General features: G+C 43.0%; 22 protein-coding genes and 1 pseudogene. 14 read left to right on the top strand and 9 right to left on the bottom strand.

Annotation, left to right across the window (positions count from 1 at the left end; genetic code table 11):
- Window positions 1-2: 2 nt before the first annotated feature.
- Complete coding sequence (locus DWW90_RS08490) at window positions 3-593, bottom strand: hypothetical protein (protein WP_122344669.1); 591 nt, start codon at window positions 591-593, stop codon at window positions 3-5.
- A complete protein-coding gene (locus tag DWW90_RS08485) occupies window positions 583-2,598 on the bottom strand; it encodes an AAA family ATPase (protein WP_122344668.1) in 2,016 nt (671 codons plus the stop codon). Before DWW90_RS08485 ends, DWW90_RS08490 begins: the two co-directional genes overlap by 11 nt.
- A gap of 354 nt (window positions 2,599-2,952) precedes the next feature.
- Between DWW90_RS08485 and DWW90_RS20510 the strand changes: the two genes are divergently transcribed.
- Complete coding sequence (locus tag DWW90_RS20510) at window positions 2,953-3,288, top strand: hypothetical protein (RefSeq protein WP_158582832.1); 336 nt, start codon at window positions 2,953-2,955, stop codon at window positions 3,286-3,288.
- A 531-nt stretch (window positions 3,289-3,819) separates the two neighbouring features.
- Here DWW90_RS20510 and DWW90_RS08475 read toward each other — a convergent pair.
- Window positions 3,820-4,113: pseudogene (locus tag DWW90_RS08475) on the bottom strand (IS982 family transposase); the annotation flags it as partial.
- Window positions 4,114-4,688: 575 nt separating this feature from the next.
- Here DWW90_RS08475 and DWW90_RS08470 point away from each other — a divergent pair.
- The 3 genes from DWW90_RS08470 to DWW90_RS08460 all read left to right on the top strand — a co-directional run bounded on the left by DWW90_RS08470 (window position 4,689) and on the right by DWW90_RS08460 (window position 6,597).
- Complete coding sequence (locus DWW90_RS08470) at window positions 4,689-5,894, top strand: site-specific integrase (protein WP_122344667.1); 1,206 nt, start codon at window positions 4,689-4,691, stop codon at window positions 5,892-5,894.
- Window positions 5,895-6,018: 124 nt separating this feature from the next.
- Window positions 6,019-6,300, top strand: coding sequence for a helix-turn-helix domain-containing protein (locus DWW90_RS08465; protein ID WP_122344666.1), 282 nt, complete (start codon window positions 6,019-6,021; stop codon window positions 6,298-6,300).
- Between the two features lie 3 nt (window positions 6,301-6,303).
- Window positions 6,304-6,597 (top strand): helix-turn-helix domain-containing protein, encoded by a 294-nt coding sequence (locus DWW90_RS08460; protein ID WP_122344665.1) that lies wholly within the window; start codon window positions 6,304-6,306, stop codon window positions 6,595-6,597.
- An 88-nt stretch (window positions 6,598-6,685) separates the two neighbouring features.
- Here DWW90_RS08460 and DWW90_RS08455 read toward each other — a convergent pair whose 3' ends face one another.
- Window positions 6,686-6,877: a tyrosine-type recombinase/integrase gene (locus DWW90_RS08455; protein WP_255418857.1), complete on the bottom strand. Its 192-nt coding sequence runs from the start codon at window positions 6,875-6,877 to the stop codon at window positions 6,686-6,688.
- A gap of 272 nt (window positions 6,878-7,149) precedes the next feature.
- Here DWW90_RS08455 and DWW90_RS08450 point away from each other — a divergent pair, with 272 nt between their 5' ends.
- Genes DWW90_RS08450 through DWW90_RS08440 form a run of 3 tightly spaced genes read left to right on the top strand, consistent with a single transcriptional unit; the run spans window position 7,150 to window position 10,028 of the window.
- Window positions 7,150-8,382, top strand: a complete 1,233-nt coding sequence (locus tag DWW90_RS08450) for a site-specific integrase (protein WP_122344663.1) — start codon at window positions 7,150-7,152, stop codon at window positions 8,380-8,382.
- 37 nt (window positions 8,383-8,419) lie between these two features.
- Entirely contained in the window at window positions 8,420-9,640 is a 1,221-nt protein-coding gene (locus tag DWW90_RS08445) for a site-specific integrase (protein WP_122344662.1), read from the top strand.
- A gap of 13 nt (window positions 9,641-9,653) precedes the next feature.
- Window positions 9,654-10,028: a hypothetical protein gene (locus DWW90_RS08440; protein WP_122344731.1), complete on the top strand. Its 375-nt coding sequence runs from the start codon at window positions 9,654-9,656 to the stop codon at window positions 10,026-10,028.
- Window positions 10,029-10,152: 124 nt separating this feature from the next.
- Here DWW90_RS08440 and DWW90_RS20630 read toward each other — a convergent pair whose 3' ends face one another.
- Genes DWW90_RS20630 through DWW90_RS08430 form a run of 3 tightly spaced genes read right to left on the bottom strand, consistent with a single transcriptional unit; the run spans window position 10,153 to window position 11,040 of the window.
- A complete protein-coding gene (locus DWW90_RS20630; protein WP_199662185.1) occupies window positions 10,153-10,320 on the bottom strand; it encodes a hypothetical protein in 168 nt (55 codons plus the stop codon).
- A 50-nt stretch (window positions 10,321-10,370) separates the two neighbouring features.
- On the bottom strand, window positions 10,371-10,676 hold the full coding sequence (locus tag DWW90_RS08435; RefSeq protein WP_122344661.1) for a helix-turn-helix domain-containing protein: 306 nt from the start codon (window positions 10,674-10,676) through the stop codon (window positions 10,371-10,373).
- 52 nt (window positions 10,677-10,728) lie between these two features.
- The gene (locus DWW90_RS08430; RefSeq protein WP_122344660.1) at window positions 10,729-11,040 is read right to left on the bottom strand and encodes a helix-turn-helix domain-containing protein; all 312 of its coding nucleotides are present in this window, start codon (window positions 11,038-11,040) and stop codon (window positions 10,729-10,731) included.
- 416 nt (window positions 11,041-11,456) lie between these two features.
- Here DWW90_RS08430 and DWW90_RS08420 point away from each other — a divergent pair, with 416 nt between their 5' ends.
- Together DWW90_RS08420 and mobA are read left to right on the top strand one after the other, a co-directional pair.
- On the top strand, window positions 11,457-11,999 hold the full coding sequence (locus DWW90_RS08420; RefSeq protein WP_122344658.1) for a DUF3408 domain-containing protein: 543 nt from the start codon (window positions 11,457-11,459) through the stop codon (window positions 11,997-11,999).
- A 283-nt stretch (window positions 12,000-12,282) separates the two neighbouring features.
- Window positions 12,283-12,705 carry a conjugal transfer protein MobA gene (gene mobA / locus DWW90_RS08410; RefSeq protein WP_122344656.1) on the top strand — a complete coding sequence of 141 codons (423 nt, stop codon included), beginning with the start codon at window positions 12,283-12,285 and terminating at the stop codon, window positions 12,703-12,705.
- Between the two features lie 140 nt (window positions 12,706-12,845).
- On the opposite strand, the gene DWW90_RS08405 is transcribed toward mobA, so the two are convergent.
- Together DWW90_RS08405 and DWW90_RS08400 are read right to left on the bottom strand one after the other, a co-directional pair.
- A complete protein-coding gene (locus DWW90_RS08405; protein WP_122344730.1) occupies window positions 12,846-13,742 on the bottom strand; it encodes an AraC family transcriptional regulator in 897 nt (298 codons plus the stop codon).
- Window positions 13,743-13,750: 8 nt separating this feature from the next.
- A complete protein-coding gene (locus DWW90_RS08400; protein ID WP_122344655.1) occupies window positions 13,751-14,656 on the bottom strand; it encodes an AraC family transcriptional regulator in 906 nt (301 codons plus the stop codon).
- A gap of 227 nt (window positions 14,657-14,883) precedes the next feature.
- On the opposite strand from DWW90_RS08400, the gene DWW90_RS08395 reads away from it, so the two are divergent.
- Genes DWW90_RS08395 through DWW90_RS08375 form a run of 5 tightly spaced genes read left to right on the top strand, consistent with a single transcriptional unit; the run spans window position 14,884 to window position 19,808 of the window.
- Window positions 14,884-15,945 carry a DUF362 domain-containing protein gene (locus tag DWW90_RS08395; protein WP_199662184.1) on the top strand — a complete coding sequence of 354 codons (1,062 nt, stop codon included), beginning with the start codon at window positions 14,884-14,886 and terminating at the stop codon, window positions 15,943-15,945.
- A gap of 36 nt (window positions 15,946-15,981) precedes the next feature.
- Window positions 15,982-16,521 (top strand): flavodoxin family protein, encoded by a 540-nt coding sequence (locus DWW90_RS08390; RefSeq protein ID WP_122344654.1) that lies wholly within the window; start codon window positions 15,982-15,984, stop codon window positions 16,519-16,521.
- Window positions 16,522-16,536: 15 nt separating this feature from the next.
- Complete coding sequence (locus tag DWW90_RS08385; RefSeq protein ID WP_122344653.1) at window positions 16,537-17,115, top strand: DapH/DapD/GlmU-related protein; 579 nt, start codon at window positions 16,537-16,539, stop codon at window positions 17,113-17,115.
- A 3-nt stretch (window positions 17,116-17,118) separates the two neighbouring features.
- Window positions 17,119-18,369 carry a DUF418 domain-containing protein gene (locus tag DWW90_RS08380; protein WP_122344652.1) on the top strand — a complete coding sequence of 417 codons (1,251 nt, stop codon included), beginning with the start codon at window positions 17,119-17,121 and terminating at the stop codon, window positions 18,367-18,369.
- On the top strand, window positions 18,366-19,808 hold the full coding sequence (locus tag DWW90_RS08375) for an MATE family efflux transporter (protein WP_122344651.1): 1,443 nt from the start codon (window positions 18,366-18,368) through the stop codon (window positions 19,806-19,808). Before DWW90_RS08380 ends, DWW90_RS08375 begins: the two co-directional genes overlap by 4 nt.
- Window positions 19,809-19,859: the final 51 nt, after the last annotated feature.

Below are 19,859 nucleotides of genomic sequence, written 5' to 3'. Positions count from 1 at the left end.
ACTTATGACTTTATAATTTCACTAAAAACATATTCAAAGTACATTTCTATGTACTTTTCATCACTAATAGCGGATGTGTCTTCTAAAGTTTGCTCAAATGCATTTTTGAAGTCGTTCAATACTTTAAGAGTTTCACTATCTGATGACAAAGTATCTACACCATCAACATTGTTCGTTAAGGCCGCATTTTCATATGATGGATCATTAACAATGAAGCCAAACAAACGTTTTTCTCCATACTTGCCCAACATATACATTACTGTCTTTAGCCATTCTACTTTCTCTTTATTTAATGGAATTTCCATCTTTGAGTTAAGTACCAATCCGCCATCTTCTTCACGCAGTTTGAAAGAACTCTTTAAAAAAACAAATCCTCTTTCTATTAAATCAGAATAAGGCCCAAAAGTCGTTACAGTAAAATGGTAATAAGGGAACAGATTTTCACCTCCATGCTTAAAAGAATAGAGAACCTGAACAAGATATAACACTCGTTGAATGGATTGTTCTGAAACAGACTCCCAACCCATATTTTTTGCTATAGAAGATACTGTCATGATATCTTCATTAGCTTTTATCAATTCGCTATCTAACATGATCTAGTCTGTTTTTTATATTATTATAGATTGACTTTAATTGTTTACTAGTGTTTTGAATCGTCGATTGCTTGGCTATATCTAATAATCCTACAATTGCAAAATTCATATTCTCTTGATTGATTAAATGCTCTATAAATAGGCTATTATTTAAATTTGATGTAATAACAAGCGAATTTGGATTCTTAAGGAATTCAGCAAAAACACTTGCTGCATTTCTCTCATACGAAATATCCAAACTACTATCAGGCGTTTCAATGATATAAAAAGATGGTGTAGTATAGAAGAAGGTAAGGATACTCATCCTAAAAGAGTGATCAACAAAAAAACGTTGAGATTCGGACATCTCCTCTGCATAAAAACGTACTTTACCATCAATTACAGGATAGAATCGTTTATTGGTATCTCCAGATTGTTTGATATAAGTCAACTGACAAGGTACACCTAAGAATTTTCCCGCATATTTTGCAAATATAGAAGAAAATATATGTACATTCTCTGTTATCACATCTTCAATTTCATTTGATATAGAAGTAACAATCTTATATTGCTCATCACTTTGTTTTTGGTATGATTCTTTTTGTAATGTCAGACGATTGACTTCATCTAAAAATGGTTGAATAGAGTTGTTTTTATTGTCAGCCATAGCATTCTCATACTCCAATTCACGTACTTGCTGTTGAAGTTGTCTTTTCCTTAATTCAATTTTTGAAAACTCTGCATCTAGTGCTGTTATCTGTTGTTCGATAACTTGTATTGTTCGTTTCTTTGTGTTTATAGACTGGTATAAAGACTTACGATAAGAACTTGTACTTTCATACTGATTACGTAAATCCATATCCGTTTCCACATTTTCTGTAATCATATTATCACAGGCAAAGCAACAATTTTGATTATGAGCAACTTTTACTACTAACTCCTCATTTTGTTGGTTGCACATTGGACAAATATGATTTAATTGAATGTTTTTAATAAAAATATTATATGATGGATGAAGAGTTTCCCATATACGACTATTAAGATTCTCTTCTATCTGCTTTAACTGACGATCAACATCATTAGCAGATAAACTAATTTTATTAATTTCATTCTGCAAAAGTGAGATATCTTGACCTTTTGAAGCCCTTTCATGTTGAATAGAGACCAATCGAGTGTCCGTTTCTGTTATTTTACCTTTTAACTCTATAAGTCTAAGAGCCGTATTCTCTTCATTGTCATTAGATGTATTTGACATTGAAGATTCTTTCATTTTATTCAGCACTTTATTAATGGCACGCATGTCTTCTGAACTATGGCGCGATAAACTATCAAAATATTTCGCCTTACGAATAGCTTCTTGACGTTTTTTATCCAAATCTGGAACATTGAAATATTTGTTAAAGAGCTCGTTTTGTACATCAGGAAAAGCATCACCATCATTCCACAAAATAGTTTTATGATCTTCACCAAAGAAAAGTACTTCATTTACGAAAAATATTAAATCATCAAAATCCAAATTTGTTTTATTCTTTAGGATCTGTTCATATTTAAATGCCAAAGTGTCCCTTTTGGCAGTATCTGACAATTTCTCATAATTAAATTGATTAATTAGTGTACCTGTTATTTCTACCCCATCAACCTTTAACTGAGTCATAGTTATAGTTGATAAGTCTCTGGTTAACTCAATACTAGCATTATTAACCTTCATACTAATTGAGACTGTCGGAGATGCATCTATATGAATACTTTCATCCATACGATTACTAAAGTATTTCTGAGGAAATAGCTGCCGCTTCTCTATTATATTCCCTTGATATGTACGAGTATATCCAAATGGCTTCTTGTACAAGCCAAGTATTGCATACCTGATTATATTAACGAATGTCGTTTTTCCCATTCCATTTCCACCAAGAATAAGGTTAACACCTTTGACAAAATCAAAAGTATAGTCAAGCCCATTGGGATATAATGTATAATTCTTAATGTTTATACTCAATAATTCAGGCAGATAAATTCGTCTACTCATAAATACTTTCTTTAAGAAATTCCAATTATGTTAATAGCTACATATCAATCACAATATAATATACAACACACCTATTTAATAGCAAAAATACGAAGTTTTCTTCAACAAACAAAAAAATAAGTCTAGAATTATCGAATTATCACTATTAGAGTCCACTAGCAAATGCAAAATTAAGTAAAATGCTCAAATGATCTCATTTTAGGCGATTCAAAGTTTAGTTTTTGGGAATGTACCTTCTGATGAGTTTGTTTGCGTTCTCAATAGCACCTTTCTGCCATGAGCAATAGGAGTCGGCAAAAAAAGACGAGTTTTTTTCGTTTTTCCTTTTGGTAAGAGTGCTTTAGAGATTTCCATATGCACTGCAAACTAGCCTCCGTTATCAGTTATGATAGTCTTTACGGTGTTCCCGTATGGGAACAACATCCTTACCACAACCTTTGCCATGAGTGTGACCTTACGCCCATGCGGCAGTTTTTCCATGAGGATAAGGTTAGTGGAGCATTCCGTGAATGTGAGTATGACGTGCCCACAGGAGTTTACGATGATGTCCATTTCCCAGTCCCAAACCTGCTCCCGTTTATCCCTTCGGTCGGTCGTAAATGCTCGTACGGTTCTTTATGTTGGTCGCTTTGGTGGGAATCGGCATCCTCATGCGCCTCATGTATTTCATTTCGTGTGGGGCGTGCATAGCCAAACAACCTGTACCGTCGACATGTATGTGCTTGTAGATGGTCTGCTTGCATATGGGTGCGCCCTTCTTGCGCAGTACGCACACTATCTGCGCCGGCGAGCAGTCGTACTCGACGAGCATCTGTTAGATTCGCCACCACAACCTGTCCGGTTTGCGGTGATTTCTTTTGAAGTTGTGTTTGCACCCATCGTACTTGGCCTACGCATATTTCAACACATAGCTGCCATCTGGTTTCAAGTTTCTCTTGATTTCACAGCGCACTGTTGACTTTGACACGTGCAATGCGGGATTGGCTCCATTTTCTTTGAGGCCAAGATAAATTGCAGATCTTTGTGCCTCGATCAGTTGATTTGACATAAGCAATACAAAGTTAATTCATCGTTGAGAGACTTTGCTCTCCCTTTTCATTTTGTATTGTTAGTAGTCCCACATAACAGATTCATTTACCCATCTCTACGGTTGTTGAGGAAACGTTGCGTTTCTATTTGGATTCTTCAATCGAATTATCACCATTCTACCCGTTAGTGAAATTAAATTAGTATATATTTAACTCTATCAATGTTTTTTTTAGTTAACATATTGTAGGATTGTAAATGTACTAATCTTTCCGATAATCCAAGCAAACAATCCATTAGTACCCTTTTGTATAATTCTATATAATCATAAACTAGCCACACACCTGTGAGAATAATGTTTCTATCCTTTTTCTTACTTTGACAAAATAGGGAATTTCGGTTTCCATTCTTTCTGATTAGTTCTGTATGATATTTCCAATCTGATCTTAGATCTAATTGCACTTGGGTACTTATATATTCTCTATCTCCAAAATACTGTTTCAAAAATGGTGTCTGAGTTGAGAGAATAAAAAAGTCTATAGATTTTCTTAGATTTGTAAAGGTTAAAAATAACAACCTAAAAGTATATATTTTTTATTCTTTTGCCTAAAATAAGCCATCTCAATTATTCATAATCTTAAACTTAATATCAGATTTGGAAATATCAGCGTGGTCTATTCAGTGGTTTTCTCTAAAATAGTCATCCAAAAAACAATTGATTATCAGTATTGTACAAAGAATATATATAACACAAACAGGAATTGAACTATACAATAATTATATAATTAATATATTATTGATTATTAATCATTTAAACAATCGCTTCAAAAGCGAGTCCTCGGTTCGATTCCTGGTGGAAATCATATATCGCACATATCCATATAAATATCTGATAATCATAACATTACAAGGGTAAATACTAAAATCTACCAGAGTCCTACATAAATAGTGCAAAATTCATATAATCACCACCATTTGCACTTTTCTCAATAAAACAGTTATGTCTTATTCATGTCCATGTTGGAAAGCAAAAATAATGGACATGAACATAAATTAGTTTACGCATGAGACATAATTTTTCCATCAGTTTTTATTTAAAACGTAGTACACCCAGAAAAAGTGGTGAATACCCAATAATGCTCCGTATTACAATTAATAAAGAAGTGGCAGATACCAGTTTGAAAACGCTCATATTACCGGAGTATTGGGATAAACAAAAGAAACGGGTCATAAAAACGGCTCCAGATGCACATAATATCAATGCATATCTGGATGATGTTAATACGACTCTACATTATTATTACAAGCAAGAACTGCTGAATGCCAGACATATTACCGCCAATCTGTTAAAACAACGTTTCCTCCTGATAGGTGTTGCTCCTCCATCCCTTTTGGAACTTTTCATGAAGCAAATGGAAGACGCACATAAATTGGTATCGGCAAATAAAATCAGTACATCCCACTACAATAAGCACCAGCTCGTTTACCGACGTCTCAATGAATTTTGCAAGAAAAACGGAATTGGTGACATGGCATTGGATCAATTTAACCGGCAAACCATATATGAACTGGAAATCTTCTTTAGAACAGATTGCAACTTATCGGTTAACTCTACCGCCAAAATGCTGGAATTCATCCGCAAAGGAATATTATGGGCATATCAATGCGGATTAATACTCATAAATCCATTCGCCACCTATCGGATAAAAAAAGAAGATACACAAGTCCAATTTCTGAACAAGCAGGAAATATCAAAGATAATAAAAAAGCAATTGGACATCCCCAGACTGGACTTTGTCCGTGACTCATTTATTTTCAGCTGCTTCACAGGCATATCTTATGCCGACATGTGCAAATTAACAAAAGACCAGATTGTGTCCGATCTAAAAGGGAATGGATATATTTATCTTTATCGGACCAAAACAAACCATCCGGCATTCATTCCGATCCTTCCCCAATCTCAGGAGATTCTTGATAAGTACATTAACCAAACTCCGTCCGGCAAAATCTTTCATATGCTCTCCAATCAGAAGACCAATGCTTATCTGAAAGAGCTTGCAGACATTTGCGGTATAAAAAAGAAACTGACCTATCATGTCGCGAGACACTCATTTGCAGTTACAGTCTGTCTGGAAAACGGAATTCCCATAGAAACCCTGTCTAAAATATTGGGACATACCAATCTAAGGGTTACACAATCGTATGCAAGAGTCACATATACAAAAGTTATGAATGATATGCAGGCACTAAAAAGTCGGCTCGAATATTAAATCCCATTAGCCACCCCGGTGGCTTCTCTGACATCTGATGGCATTTGATGATATCTGATGTCAGAGGCTTGGTATTTGCCTGCAAGCATTATTACTTTTGTTCCGAACAAAAAAAATATAGTTTATGGAAATCGTGAGCATTGAAGCCGGGACATTTAAAGAAATGGTAGCCGTATGGCATTCCCTAAAAGGCAAACTGGAAGAACTACAAGACATTTATCTGAAAAAAGAACCAGATGAATGGCTGGACGGCAAGGAAGTCTGCAAGATACTTAGCATATCTTCCCGCTCCCTGCAACATTTAAGGAACAATGGTACACTGTCCTTTACCAGGATAGACAAAAAGATTTTTTATCGCAAACAGGATGTCATGTCACTATTAAGAACCGTACAAAAGAAAAAATAAGCCATGGGAGAAATCATTATCCGGACAAATAAGGAAGTCCTCCAGTATTTCGATGAAATGAAGAGGGCGTCAACACTTGTTGACTTCATAGAATCAAATTATGCCCCTTCTCTAAATGGGGAACGTTACATGACGGATACGGAACTCGCAGGAATGCTCAAACTGAGCAAGCGCACTTTACTGGAATACCGGAACTTTGGGAAGATTCCCTATTATCAAATCGGAGGAAAAATACTCTATCGGGAAAGCGACATCGAGAGGCTGCTTGCCGAGAACCGCCAGGATGCGTTCAGATGACATTCAAACCTTGTTTGCGCACTATTAAAACTGCATATTACTGAAAAAGGCCACATTCAATCCCTATGAAATGCGACCTTCTTCTTTTCTATTTGAAAATCAGCTTGGCGACTCCCTGCATATCTTCCATGATATTATGATCCAGCACCCGCGCATAATGCTGGGTCATACGAGTGGAGGAATGCCCCAGCATCTTTGATACGTTCTGCAACGCCACGTTGTTGGCCAATGTAATGGTAGTCCCAAAAGTATGCCTGCCCATGTGGAATATACAAGGCAAAGCAAGCGAAAGCGAACAGGTGAAAATTGAACGTAAACCGTTTGAAATGAGCTATATTTCTATATTCTGCCAAATGAAGAAAAAGCAAATGGCAACAGAATATTGAGGTTGTTCAGTTACCAAACCGTTAGCCGGGTAGTTACCAAAACAGAAACAGGTAACGGCAAGCAATGAAAAGAAATCCTCACCGTTTTGTTTGCACTCATACACAGCATTTTGCATATCAAGGAACGCTTATATGGCAAGTAACTTTGCACAAAAAATATAAGCGTATGAAAGTAGAAAAATTCAAGGTGCTGCTCTACCTCAAAAAGAGCGGACTGGACAAGTCGGGAAAGGCTCCCATCATGGGACGCATCACCGTAAACAGGACAATGGCACAGTTCGGTTGCAAATTGTCCTGCACTCCAGAATTATGGAATCCCCGTGAAAGCCGCCTGAACGGTAAAAGCAAGGAGGCAGTTGAAACCAATGCCAAAATTGAGAAATTGTTGCTTGCCGTCAATTCCGCATTTGATTCTCTGTTGGAGCGCAAGCAGGAATTTGATGCTACAGCAGTCAAGGATATGTTTCAGGGAAGCATGGACAAGCAGATGACCCTGTTGAAACAGTTTGACCGTATCAACGAGGATTTGAAATCACGTGTAGGCATTGACCGTGCCGAGGGAACATACTACAAGTATTACTATACACGGCAGATTCTCGCAGAGTTCATCCGTGAGAGATTCAAGACGGAGGATGTCGCTTTCGGGCAGCTTTACGAGCGGTTCATCTGGGATTTTCAGGATTATGTGCTTGATGAGAAGAAACAATCCCTGCAATCCGTGCGCCATTACCTTGCCCTTTTGAAAAAGGTGTGCCGTATCGCCTATAAGGAAGGGCATTCGGAACGTTATTTTTTCTGTAACTTCAAACTGCCGAAACAGGAAATCAGCGCACCGAAGGCACTCACGCGGGAAGAGTTCGTGAAAGTGCGTGACGTGGAAATCTCAGTGCGCCGCAGGCCCTCGCTTGCCCTCACCCGTGACCTGTTCCTGTTTGCCTGTTATACCGGAACAGCGTATGCCGATACCGTGTCCGTCACACGGGACAACCTTTTTACCGATGATGACGGCAACCTGTGGCTGAAATACCACCGTAAGAAAAACGAGTACCTCGCACGGGTGAAACTTCTTCCAGAAGCGATTGCCCTGTTGGAGAAATACAAGGACGAATCAAGGGAAACACTCCTGCCTGTCCAGGATTACCGCGTATTGAGAGCCAATATGAAGAGCCTCCGTGTATTGGCTGGAATCAAGACCGACATCGTCTATCATGTCGGACGCCATAGTTTCGCAAGCCTGATAACGCTTGAAGAGGGTGTGCCTATCGAAACCATCAGCCGAATGTTGGGGCACACCAATATTCAGACAACGCAAATTTACGCCCGTGTGACCCCGAAGAAACTCTTTGAGGACATGGACACATTTGTAGAAGCGACCAAAGATTTGGAACTTGTTCTCTAATGAAATCATTTAATCACGTTCAATAAGATAATCTGTTATGCGCAGTACATTCAAACAACTTTATTACATCAACCGCAGTAAGGTAAAAGCTGACGGCACGACCGCCATTTGGTGCAGAATCTCCATAGACGGCAAACAAACGGTACTTTCCACAGGTATCTATTGCAATCCCGGTGATTGGAACAGCAAGAATGGCGAGGTAAAGGACATTCGCACAAACGGACGGTTAAGCCAATACCGCCAACACATAGAAAATACATACAACACCATACTGAAGGAACAAGGTGTAGTCAGTGCGGAACTGCTGAAAAATACCATAGTGGCGGAAAGTTCCTTGCCCACAACCTTGTTGCAAACAGGCAGACAAGAGCTGGAGAGGTTAAAGAAACGCTCTGTCGTGATACAATCACGCTCCACCTACCGGCAATCCGTTATCTTTCAGAACTGTATCAGGCAGTATATAGAATCAGTCCATGATATGCAGGATATGCCGTTGGAGGAAATAACGGAACAATTCGGTAGGGATTACAAGACATTCCTGCTAAAGGACTTGGGATGCAGCACGGACAAGATGAACAAGTGCCTGTGCTGGCTCAACAGGTTGTTGTATCTTGCCGTGGACAGGGAGATTATACGTGCCAACCCTATCGAGGAGGTGGAATATGAAAAGAAGAGTCCACCGAAACTGAAACATATCAGCCGCAGCGAATTGAAACGCCTGATGGCTACTCCGTTTGAGGACGGTAACATGGAATTGGCACGGCGTATGTTTATCTTTTCGAGTTTCTGCGGTCTGGCGTATGTAGATATACATAGGCTCTATCCGCACCATATCGGAGAGGCAGCGGACGGCAGGAAGTATATCCGCAAAAAGAGAGGCAAGACTAACGTGGAAGCATTTGTCCCCCTGCATCCCGTGGCAGAGCGTATATTGTCACTTTACAACACGACCGATGACACCAAGCCCGTTTTCCCGTTGCCAATCCGTGATATACTTTGGCACGAGGTACATTCCATCGGTAACGCACTGGAGTTTGAGGAGAATCTCTCCCATCACCAAGCCCGGCACACTTTCGGAACTCTGTTGATTTCCGCAGGCATTTCGATAGAGAGCATCGCCAAAATGATGGGACATACAAATATCATTAGCTCCCAAGTCTATGCCAAAATCACGGATGACAAGATTTCCAATGATATGGACAAGCTGATGGAGCGCAGGAAAAAGCAATCGGCTGATGAAAAAAGAACAGACGAATAAAAAACGAAACATTATGAACAGAGGAATAATAACAATCAGTGAAACGGGTGTTGTTACTATGCCGACCATACCCGTATGGATGACACAGTTCGAGATAGCCGACCTGTTCGGGATATTCTCGTGCAATATCCGCAAGGCGATTCATGCGATATATAAGAATAAAGAGTTGAACGAATGTGATACGATGAAGTATATCAAGCAATCGGACGACATCAGCTATGACACTTATAATATTGAAGTGGTTATAGCCATTGCATTCAGGATATGCAGTAGAGAAAGTATCCTGTTCAGACGCTTTGTAATAAATGAAATCAGTGCCACCAAGAGAGAGACTCCGATAACATTGTTTCTTTCCTGTGGCAGAGGGAGCAACCTATCGTATAGTTGAAGTTCATCCCGCCAGCCACCTGTTCCCGATGCTCGGATGCAAAGGTAGCGTATGGTTCTGATGGCAGTAGCAAGGCCGAGCGGTAGAGCCGTTTCGGGCAGAATCTTCCTCCTGCGGAGCGTATTCAGCCCGAAAACCTTGCCTCTGCCAACCATACGCTTGAAAGGCATCCGGCAACGGAAACAAGCGACTGACGGGAAATCAGATGAAAAATCAGGGACGGTTTACAAGTGAAGTGAAATTTGGATGCTTCACCCGTAAACCGTCCCTTTTCTTTTTTCCGTAAGTTCATTGCTATCGCATTTATAGGGGCAGACGGCAAACTGCGCTCCTTCAAGAAAATCAGATAGCCGTCTGTCGGTAAGCAGAGCGGTAGCCGTCAGCAAGCATCCTTTCGATGTCGGATTCACGATAAAGGATTTTGCCGCCCAACTGGATATAGGCTATACGCCCTTCGTTGCGATAGTCTTGAAGTGTTCTTCGGCTTACCTTCAATCGGGCAGAGACCTCCTTGTCTGTAAAGAAACGCTCTCCGCCCAATGTCGGGCGGTAGTTGGCGGTCAGACGCTCGTAGTTGTCCAGCAGACGGTCAAGGCTGCCCATGAAGTGGATTATCCACTCGTTGTCTTTGTTGATTAACTCGTTCATGTTACTCGGATTTAGTGGGTATTGTTATTATACTACGTTCATTGCGTTCTGCTTATATTGTCCTTCCCTTGAACCTCGCTTCTTTCCGTCTATCCTCCACAACGGAAACAATACGCTGCACATCTTCGGGACGGTAATACGTCTTGTGGTTTATCTGCGAGTAGGCAAGCGTGCCGTTGTCCCGCAGGGTCTGCAACGTGCGCGGGCTGATGTTGAGCATCCGGCACACGTCCTGATTATCCATCCACTCACTCATTTTCTTTTCGCCGTGCCGATGGCAGATGGCTTCCATACGGTGGACAAAGCGGTCGAACTTGGCAACCATCGCTTCAAAGGTCTTTCTTTCGATTGATACGATTTCCATATTCTTTATTCTTTGCTGTTATTGTTTCTTTTGGCGCAAAGGAATAGATAATTCGTTATCTGACAATGGATTTTCTAAAAGTGGCAGCATGTGGCACCGATATGGTAGAGGTTGTCCGGGGTACCTACTTATTGTTATTACCTTAATTGGGGATTTTAGCAAGAATGCCAAGAGATAAATAAGGGCTTAATTCAAATTTGCCCTTAAAATCATCTTTGTCCTCCCTCAGATTCATATCCGGCAAATCGGAGAAGTCTGCACCATTGTTCATGCCGCCATAAGGCAAAACCACACAAAATTGCCTAACAGAATCCAAGTCCTTGACTGACTGCAATAAAGCCTCTTACTTTGCTCCCGACAAACGGTCAACTATGCGCATACGGACCAACAAGTATTCACTTTAACAAGAAACAACAATGAGTAAGAAATTCAAAAACATCGAGAACGATGAAGCGTTCAAGAACTTCAAGCTGGAAGACTATATGCCTTCCATGCCCGAACACAAATCGGAAGAGGTTTCTTCCGCAGTAGAACAAGAGCCTGTTGAGGAAGCGGGCAGTCTCTTTCCTGTATTGGATGAGCCGGACACATCCGCAGTACTGGTGGCAGTGTCGGATACCCGCATACACGAGCAGGTAACGGAGGCGAAATCAGATGACAAGGCACAGGAAACCGTCACAGATACGGGCAACATTCCCGTGGAACGGACAATCGCCAGACGTATCAGCAGTAAACAGCGCAGGCTGTCATTGGACGAATACCGTGCCACCTATCTGCGAGTGCCCAAGATTGCCGACCGCAAGCCCGTGTTCGTCAGTGGGGAGGTACGTGACAGACTGGATGAGATTGTCCGCCGTCTCGGAGGACGTGGCATGAGCGCATCAGGGCTTATCGAGAACCTCGCCCGTCTGCATATAGAAGCCTATCGGGAAGACATTGAGCAGTGGCGTAAGCTCTGAGCTGATAAAGTAGTGGAACCGGTCAAGCCGGTGGATACACTCCATCGGTTTGACCAATACTCCTAATGAGTTATTATACCCACAAACAAATCCGACAAGCGGAGGATTCTTGTGTCTTCAAAGACACAGCAAGATATATTTTCAGTTACTCCGGGACTTCCCGGTAACTGAAAACCCTTGCACTGCCGTGGGCAGAATTATCCTCCGCAGTCGGATAATTTCCAAGTTTTTTAATCGGAGATTAGACGATGGATGAACTATTAATTCAAAAGAAGAAGACAAGATGAAAAAGAACAGCAAGTACGGGAGGAATCCCGTATCAGACCCGAAGACGCACTGCGTGATGGTGCGCTTCGATGATGTGGAATGGAACAGCTTCCTCACGATGTACGAGGAATCGCAGGTGTACGCGAAAGCCGTCTTTCTCAAGGCGCATTTCTTCGGACAGAAGTTCAAGGTACTGAAGGTGGACAAGACGATGCTGGAATACTGCACCAAACTGTCCGACTTCCATGCCCAATTCCGAGGCATCGGAACGAACTACAACCAAGTCGTCAAGGAATTGCGCTGCCATTTCTCGGAGAAGAAGGCGATGGCATTACTCTATAAGTTGGAGAAGCAGACCATCGACCTTGTGAAACTGAGCCGGGAGATAGTGGAGCTTTCAAGGGAAATGTATGCCAAGTGGGAACAACGGAAGGAATAATCTTGTTGCCAACATATAATCGTCAAGCGACAGGGAGTATATACAAAAGATGAAAACCGTCCGAAAGAAATGAATATATAACTAAAAAACAAAGGAGGTTGTAAGTTAACTTCCTTTGTTATTACAATCAACTAATCTCTTTAATTTTGAGAATATCGGTATTCGTTAGGTGCAATGCCTGTTATTTTCTTAAATAGCAGACTAAAGTATTGAACATTAGAATACCCTAATTGACGAGAAACGGTAGCTGGTGTGTTATTCGTCTGGAGTAACATCTTTTTAGCTGTTTCAAGCCGTTTCAACTGGAAATATTCATCTAGAGTCTTACCTGTCTCAAACTTCAGCAAATCGTTGAAATAAGGAACGGACAATTCCAGCCTCGTGGCACAATATTCAGATGTAGGCAATATGGAATCGCGTAACCTGCCGGAATCAATGTAGTCATCGAGCAGAGTCCCCAATTCTTCAAGCACTGTTTTGTTTCTATTCTCCCGTGTGATGAACTGGCGCTCGTAGAAACGGGTACAATAGTCCAGCATCAACTCAATATGCCGCGATAGAATGGTAGCTGTGTGCGTGTCGATTGAGTGGTGCAGTTCCTCTTCTATGTTTTCGAGACAACATGTAACAGTTGCCGTTTCACGCTGCGACAAATGCAATGCTTCTTCCTTATTATAAGAAAAGAACGTGTAGTTTTTGATATGATTTTTCAGTGAGGTGCGATATATCAAATCGGGATGAAATGCCAATAGCCACCCCTTATCCGGCAGTACGCCCGCTTCGCTCATACGAAAGACCTCTCCGGGTTTTAGAAATATCATCGTAGCATTGGAATAATCATAATATTTTCGGCCGCAAGAGCAACATCCATCCGCGCACTCCTCAATGAGCAGCACCGCATAAAACTCGAATTTCACAGTTTCCTGTTCCAAATCCGGATGTTCTAAATTGATGATGCTTGCCTGCGGATGCAGCGTCCTGCACCCTAAACATTGATTGCATTCACGCACGCTTTTTATGTCTAACGTCTCTTTCATATGTCCTTTCATCCTATCATCCTTGCCCGGTATTCATTCGGTGTGCATCCCTCTCGTTTCTTAAACAGACGGCACAAGTGCTGCGGATATTGGAATCCAAGAGAATAAGCAATCTGGCTTACTGTATCCTGAGTACCCGATATGCGGTCTTTGGCTAATTCGATTACTTTCTCCTGAATATATTCCTGCGGTGTCTTGCCGGTTTCTTTTTTCAGCATATCTCCGAAATAGTTTGGAGAGAGACACAATTTGTCAGCGAAGTATTTTACAGAAGGAAGTCCGTCACGCTCAGCTGCACTCCCTTCGAAATATTCGTCTAACAGATTCTCAAAACGTGTCAGCACATCACGGTTGCTTTTACTGCGCGTGATAAACTGGCGTTCGTAGAAACGCATACAGTAACCGAGCAGCAATTCGATATATGTGGCGATTAGAGTCTTGCTGTGTTTGTCTATATCGTGCTCCAGTTCTTTCCTGATTATTTTCAGGCAATCCAATATGATGGCCTGTTCTTCTTCGGACACGTGCAACGCTTCATTGACCTCATACGAGAAAAATGTATAGTTCTTTATCGTCTTATTCAATGACGTGCCGCGAAGCAAATCGGGATGGAAGATGATTCCGTATGCATTCGTCTGTATCTGTCCGAGCGTAGACGTCGTTTCTGCTGTTTGTCCGGGAGCGAAACAGACTATGGTTCCTTCTTCGTAATCGTATTTTTGACGACCGTATTTAATATCGCACGCCTTTTCCAATTTTAAGAACAAGGCATATACACCATAGTTCAAACGGATGGTATCCACCGCACGGGTCGCTTCGTTAAGATTGACCACACTGACCAACGGGTGCAGGGTTTCAAGACCGTATAACCGGTTGTATTGGTCCACATTGTCCAAGTTGAGTATCTTATCCATATTTTCAGATGTCCTTAATTTCACAGTACAAAATTAAGGCTTTATGTCGATATTGCCATAACCTCAATTACGGATAATGTAACCCCGACTACAGATTCATATCGTTTTCTCTGAAATCATGTAATTGAGGTTATAACATCAGTAATTCATCTACACGGTATTTTCGGGCATACGCTTAACTTTGCATCCAGAAACAGAAATGCTAAATTCAATAAAATAAAAAGATAATGAAACGTATATCAGCCATCATGATTGCAAGCATGTTTATTATGGGAACAACAGCCATGGCGCAGTCCAAGCCTGTTCCAGGGGAAAACGGTAATAAGTATGTGCCATACGAAGAACGAAGCGGCAATGAATCCATTGTGTATTTTACGCGCAACCTCAGTGCCGAAGGGCTTATCAAATCGTATGAACAGGTCAGTGCGAACATCAAGGGACATACCGGGGTGAAACTGCACACCGGAGAGCAGAATGGACCTAACATCATCCCGCGTGAATGGGTAAAAGCATTGTTACGGAAAGATTTGCCGGATGCAAATATCGTCGAAACTAACACTTATTATCAAGGTGACCGCTATACCACCGAGCAGCATCGCCGGACTTTGGAAGTAAACGGCTGGACATTCTGCCCGGTTGACATTATGGATGAGGAAGATACCTTGACATTACCTGTTCACGGCGGCAAATGGTTTGAGAAAATGTCCGTGGGAAGCCATACGACCGATTACAATTCCCTTGTGGTGCTCACACACTTCAAAGGACACACCCAAGGCGGTTTCGGTGGAAGTAACAAAAACATCGGCATCGGCTGTGCGGACGGACGTATCGGAAAAGCATGGATTCATACCACTCCCGGACAGGATAACCAATGGGACATAAGCGAAGAGGAGTTCATGGAACGAATGACCGAATCGACCAAAGCTGTCATAGACTATTTCGGCAAGCAAATCACGTATGTCAATGTGATGCGCAACATGTCGGTATCATGCGATTGCGAGGGGGTGAATGCCGCTCCTGTCGTGACACCGAATGTCGGAATCCTTTCTTCTACCGATATATTGGCTCTTGACCAGGCGTGCGTGGATTTGGTATATGCCATGACAGAAGCCGAGCACCATGACTTGGTGGAACGCATCGAAAGCCGTCACGGATTGCGCCAGTTGTCCTATATGAAAGAACTGGGAATGGGTAATGACCGTTACATCCTCATTGATTTGGACAATGGAGGCAAGCGTATTACCGCCGCGGAAGCAGTCAAGGGATTAAAGCCGTTTGTCAAAGAATAAAGTACCTGAAATAGATAACAATTAAACAGATAAGCCATGTCGAAGAATATTCTGATTTTATCATCCAGCCCCCGTCGTGGCGGCAATTCGGACACGCTTTGCGATGAATTCATGCGCGGAGCCATTGAGAGCGGAAACCATGTAGAGAAGGTTTTCCTGCGCGACAAGAACATACATCCCTGCACGGGGTGCAGCGTGTGCAGCCAATACAAGAAACCCTGCCCGCAGAAAGACGATGCGGCGGAAGTAATAGAAAAAATGCTTGCGGCAGATGTCATCGTGATGGGCACACCGGTCTATTTCTATGCCATGAGCGCGCAGATGAAAATGATGATAGACCGCTGTTGCGGGCCTTATACCGAAATGAAAGACAAAGAGTTCTATTTCATTGCCACAGCCGCTGAAGAAGACGAAACGATTATGGACCGTATCGTAGCCAATTTCATGGGATTCCTCGATTGTCTGGAGAATCCTACGGTGAAGGGCACACTGTTTTGCGGCGGTGTATGGCACACGGGAGAAATAAAGGGAAACCCGAAATTGCAGGAGGCATACGAAATGGGCAGACAGGCGTAAGGAAAGGAGCGGATTATGACACTTGACGATTTTCTGAATCATATAGATAACGGCGGTGTACTGAATACACCGGAAATCTATCGGCTGATGGATGAAATGAGTGATGAAGCCCGGCGAATCACCTGCGAGATAAATAACTCGTACCATTCACAAGAAGAATTGCGTATGTTGATGTCACGTCTGACCGGTAAACCTGTGGATGAAACATTCAAGATGTTCCCGCCGTTCTATACCGATTTCGGCAGAAATATCACCATCGGGCGTAATGTCTTCATCAATGCTTGCTGCCATTTTCAGGATCATGGCGGTGTGACACTGGGCGACGGTTGCCTCATCGGTCACAACGTGGTTTTTGCCACACTCAATCACGGTGAGGCTTCCGAAGACCGAGGGGTGATGTATCCGGCACCTATCCGTTTAGGCAAAAACGTGTGGGTTGGTTCAAACTCTACCATCCTTCGGGGTGTGACCGTAGGTGACAACGCCATTATCGCCGCCGGATCGGTGGTAACGAAAGATGTGGCGGCCAACACCATCGTGGGAGGTGTACCTGCCAAGTACATTCGGGACATTGACTGTAATAAAAAGCGATAGCCAATGGAATCGGAATCAGTTACTAACCATACAGCCATCCCCGTCAAGTCATCCGAACGGTACGTCATACTGGACGTGTTGCGCGGATTGGCTTTGTTGGGTATCGCAATAGCCAACTTTCCTGAGTTTTCGTTGTACTCCTTTCTTCCGGTTGATGCAGCGAATGCCATGCCCACTGCCGGAATCGACCGTATCGTGCGTTACCTGCAATACGTCTTCATCGACGGAAAATTTTATACGATATTCTCGTTGCTTTTCGGTATCGGTTTCTCCATCATCATTACCAATGCGGCAAGAAGGGGTGCCGATGGTTTCCGTATATTCTACCGACGTATGTTCATCTTGTTGCTGATAGGATTTTTACATTTGATGTTCCTTTGGAGTGGCGATATACTGATGCTATATGCCTTGCTCGGTATGCTGCTGCCCCTATTCCGCAATGCCTCGAATCGGTTGTTGCTGGTGTGGGCTTTCGTCTTGATGGTGATACCTGTAGCTGTGGATTTTATCGTGGAGTTATCCGGTATTTACCAATCGGCAGCAGTTGTGGAACTTCAACAATTCTATTGTGACAAATATGGTATTACGGACGAGAATTTTGCTTATTGGTTGCGTGATGCGGAACATTATGGCGAAACTTTCAAGTTTTTGATACAAGGGGCACTGGTACGTGTTCAGGAATTTATTGACGGAAACCGGTATTTCAAAGTAATGGGACTGTTTCTGTTGGGCTTTTGTATCGGACGTAACCGGCTATATGCCAATTTGTCCGAGTTTATACCGCAACTGAAGCGTATCGCCCGTTATGGATTCATCATCGGGTTGCCGCTGTCGTTCATCTATGCGTGGAGCGCAATGAACGGTCATCCGTTGGGATTGTGCACACATGCTGCACTTTATTTCATCAGCGTTTTTCCGCTGGGTTTCGCTTACGTGTCCGGTGTATGCCTTTGTTACCTTCAGCATCCACAATGGAAAGGTTTCCGATTCTTCGCCATGCCGGGGCGCATGGCACTGACCAATTATATCGGGCAATCGGTTTTCGGCATGTTGCTTTTCTATGGTATAGGGTTCGGCTTCGGAGCCAAAGTAGGATTAGTCTATGTCGTTCTGATTGCTGCCGGAGTATGGTCAATACAGGCATTGTTCAGTAGAGTCTGGTTGCATTATTGCCAATTCGGTCCTTTGGAATGGATTTGGCGGATGTTTACTTACGGGAAAGTGTTTAAACTAACCAAAGAACGGAACGGATGAGAATACGAGCGGACAAAACAAACACCCTGCTTGCGTCTATCCGTGACTGTAAACCGATGACGCTGCGACAACGGCTAAACCTGACTGTACAACTCAGCATTCCGGCTGTCATCGCACAACTATCCTCTATTGTCATGCAGTATATTGATGCGGCAATGGTGGGACATCTCGGAGCAGAGGCGTCGGCTGCCATCGGACTGGTATCGACGACCACATGGCTCTTTTGGGGGCTATGCGTGGCGGCTGCCACGGGATTCTCCGTACAGGTGGCGCATAAAATCGGAGCAGGCGACATGAAAGGTGCGCGTGTCGTGTTGCGGCAGTCACTGACCGCCACACTTGTTTTCAGTTTGTTATTAGCCGTACTTGGTACGGCAATCAGCGATATGCTTCCCGGATGGTTAGGAGGAGATATTTCCATTCGCAGCGACGCATCGCTTTATTTTTTTATCTTCTCGATATTCCTGCCTGCCTTACAGTTGAATTTCCTTGCAGGGGGCATGTTACGGTGCAGTGGGAATATGCACATACCGAGTCTGTTGGGAGTAGCAATGTGCGTACTTGATGTCGTGTTTAATTTCTTCTTGATTTTCCCCTCTCGTGAATGGCACGTAGCCGAAGTTCCTTTCACGATGCCGGGTGCGGGATTAGGTGTGGAAGGCGCGGCATTGGGTACGGCAGCAGCAGAGGCGGTGATTGCCGGGATTATGCTGTGGTATCTCTGGACCCGTTCCGATGAGTTAAAACTACTGGGAGAACAAGGAAGTTTCCGCCCGATGGCGGCAACGTTGAAAAAGGCACTCCATATCGGGCTTCCTATGGGAATAGAGCATATCGTTATTTGCGGTGCACAAATTATGACTACAGTTATAGTGGCTCCGCTGGGCGTCTTCGCCATCGCTGCCAATTCGTTTGCCATCACAGCTGAAAGCCTTTGCTATATGCCCGGCTACGGAATTGCCGATGCCGCCACGACACTGGTCGGGCAGAGTATCGGTGCCGGTCGCCGGAAACTGACCCGCAGTTTCGCCCGCATCACCGTATTTATGGGAATGGGTATCATGGGATTGATGGGCGTGCTCATGTATCTGTTCGCACCTCAGATTATCGGCTTGATGACCCCAGTCGGAGAAATTCGGGAATTGGGTGTGATGGCTCTGCGCATTGAGGCGTTCGCCGAACCGATGTTTGCAGCTTCAATCGTCGCTTACGGTGTCTTCGTCGGAGCGGCTGACACGCTTGTCCCGTGCCTGATGAACTTTTTCAGCATCTGGGCGGTGCGTCTGTCTTTGGCTGCGTTACTCGCTCCTTCATTAGGGCTGAAAGGTGTCTGGATTGCCATGTGTATCGAATTGTGTTTCAGGGGACTGATTTTCCTTGTTCGCCTGAAGCGGGAACGGTGGATGACAATGTCAGACTTCGAGACGGTCAAAGTCTGACATTGTGATTGTCAAAGTCTGACATTGTGATTGTCGAAGTCTGACATTGTA

It is taken from the genome of Parabacteroides sp. AF17-28 (assembly GCF_003479205.1).
In the GTDB taxonomy this organism is placed as follows: Bacteria; Bacteroidota; Bacteroidia; order Bacteroidales; family Tannerellaceae; genus Parabacteroides; species Parabacteroides acidifaciens.
Note: the sequence above shows the minus strand (reverse complement) of the source record. Positions and strands in the feature narration are given on the sequence as shown.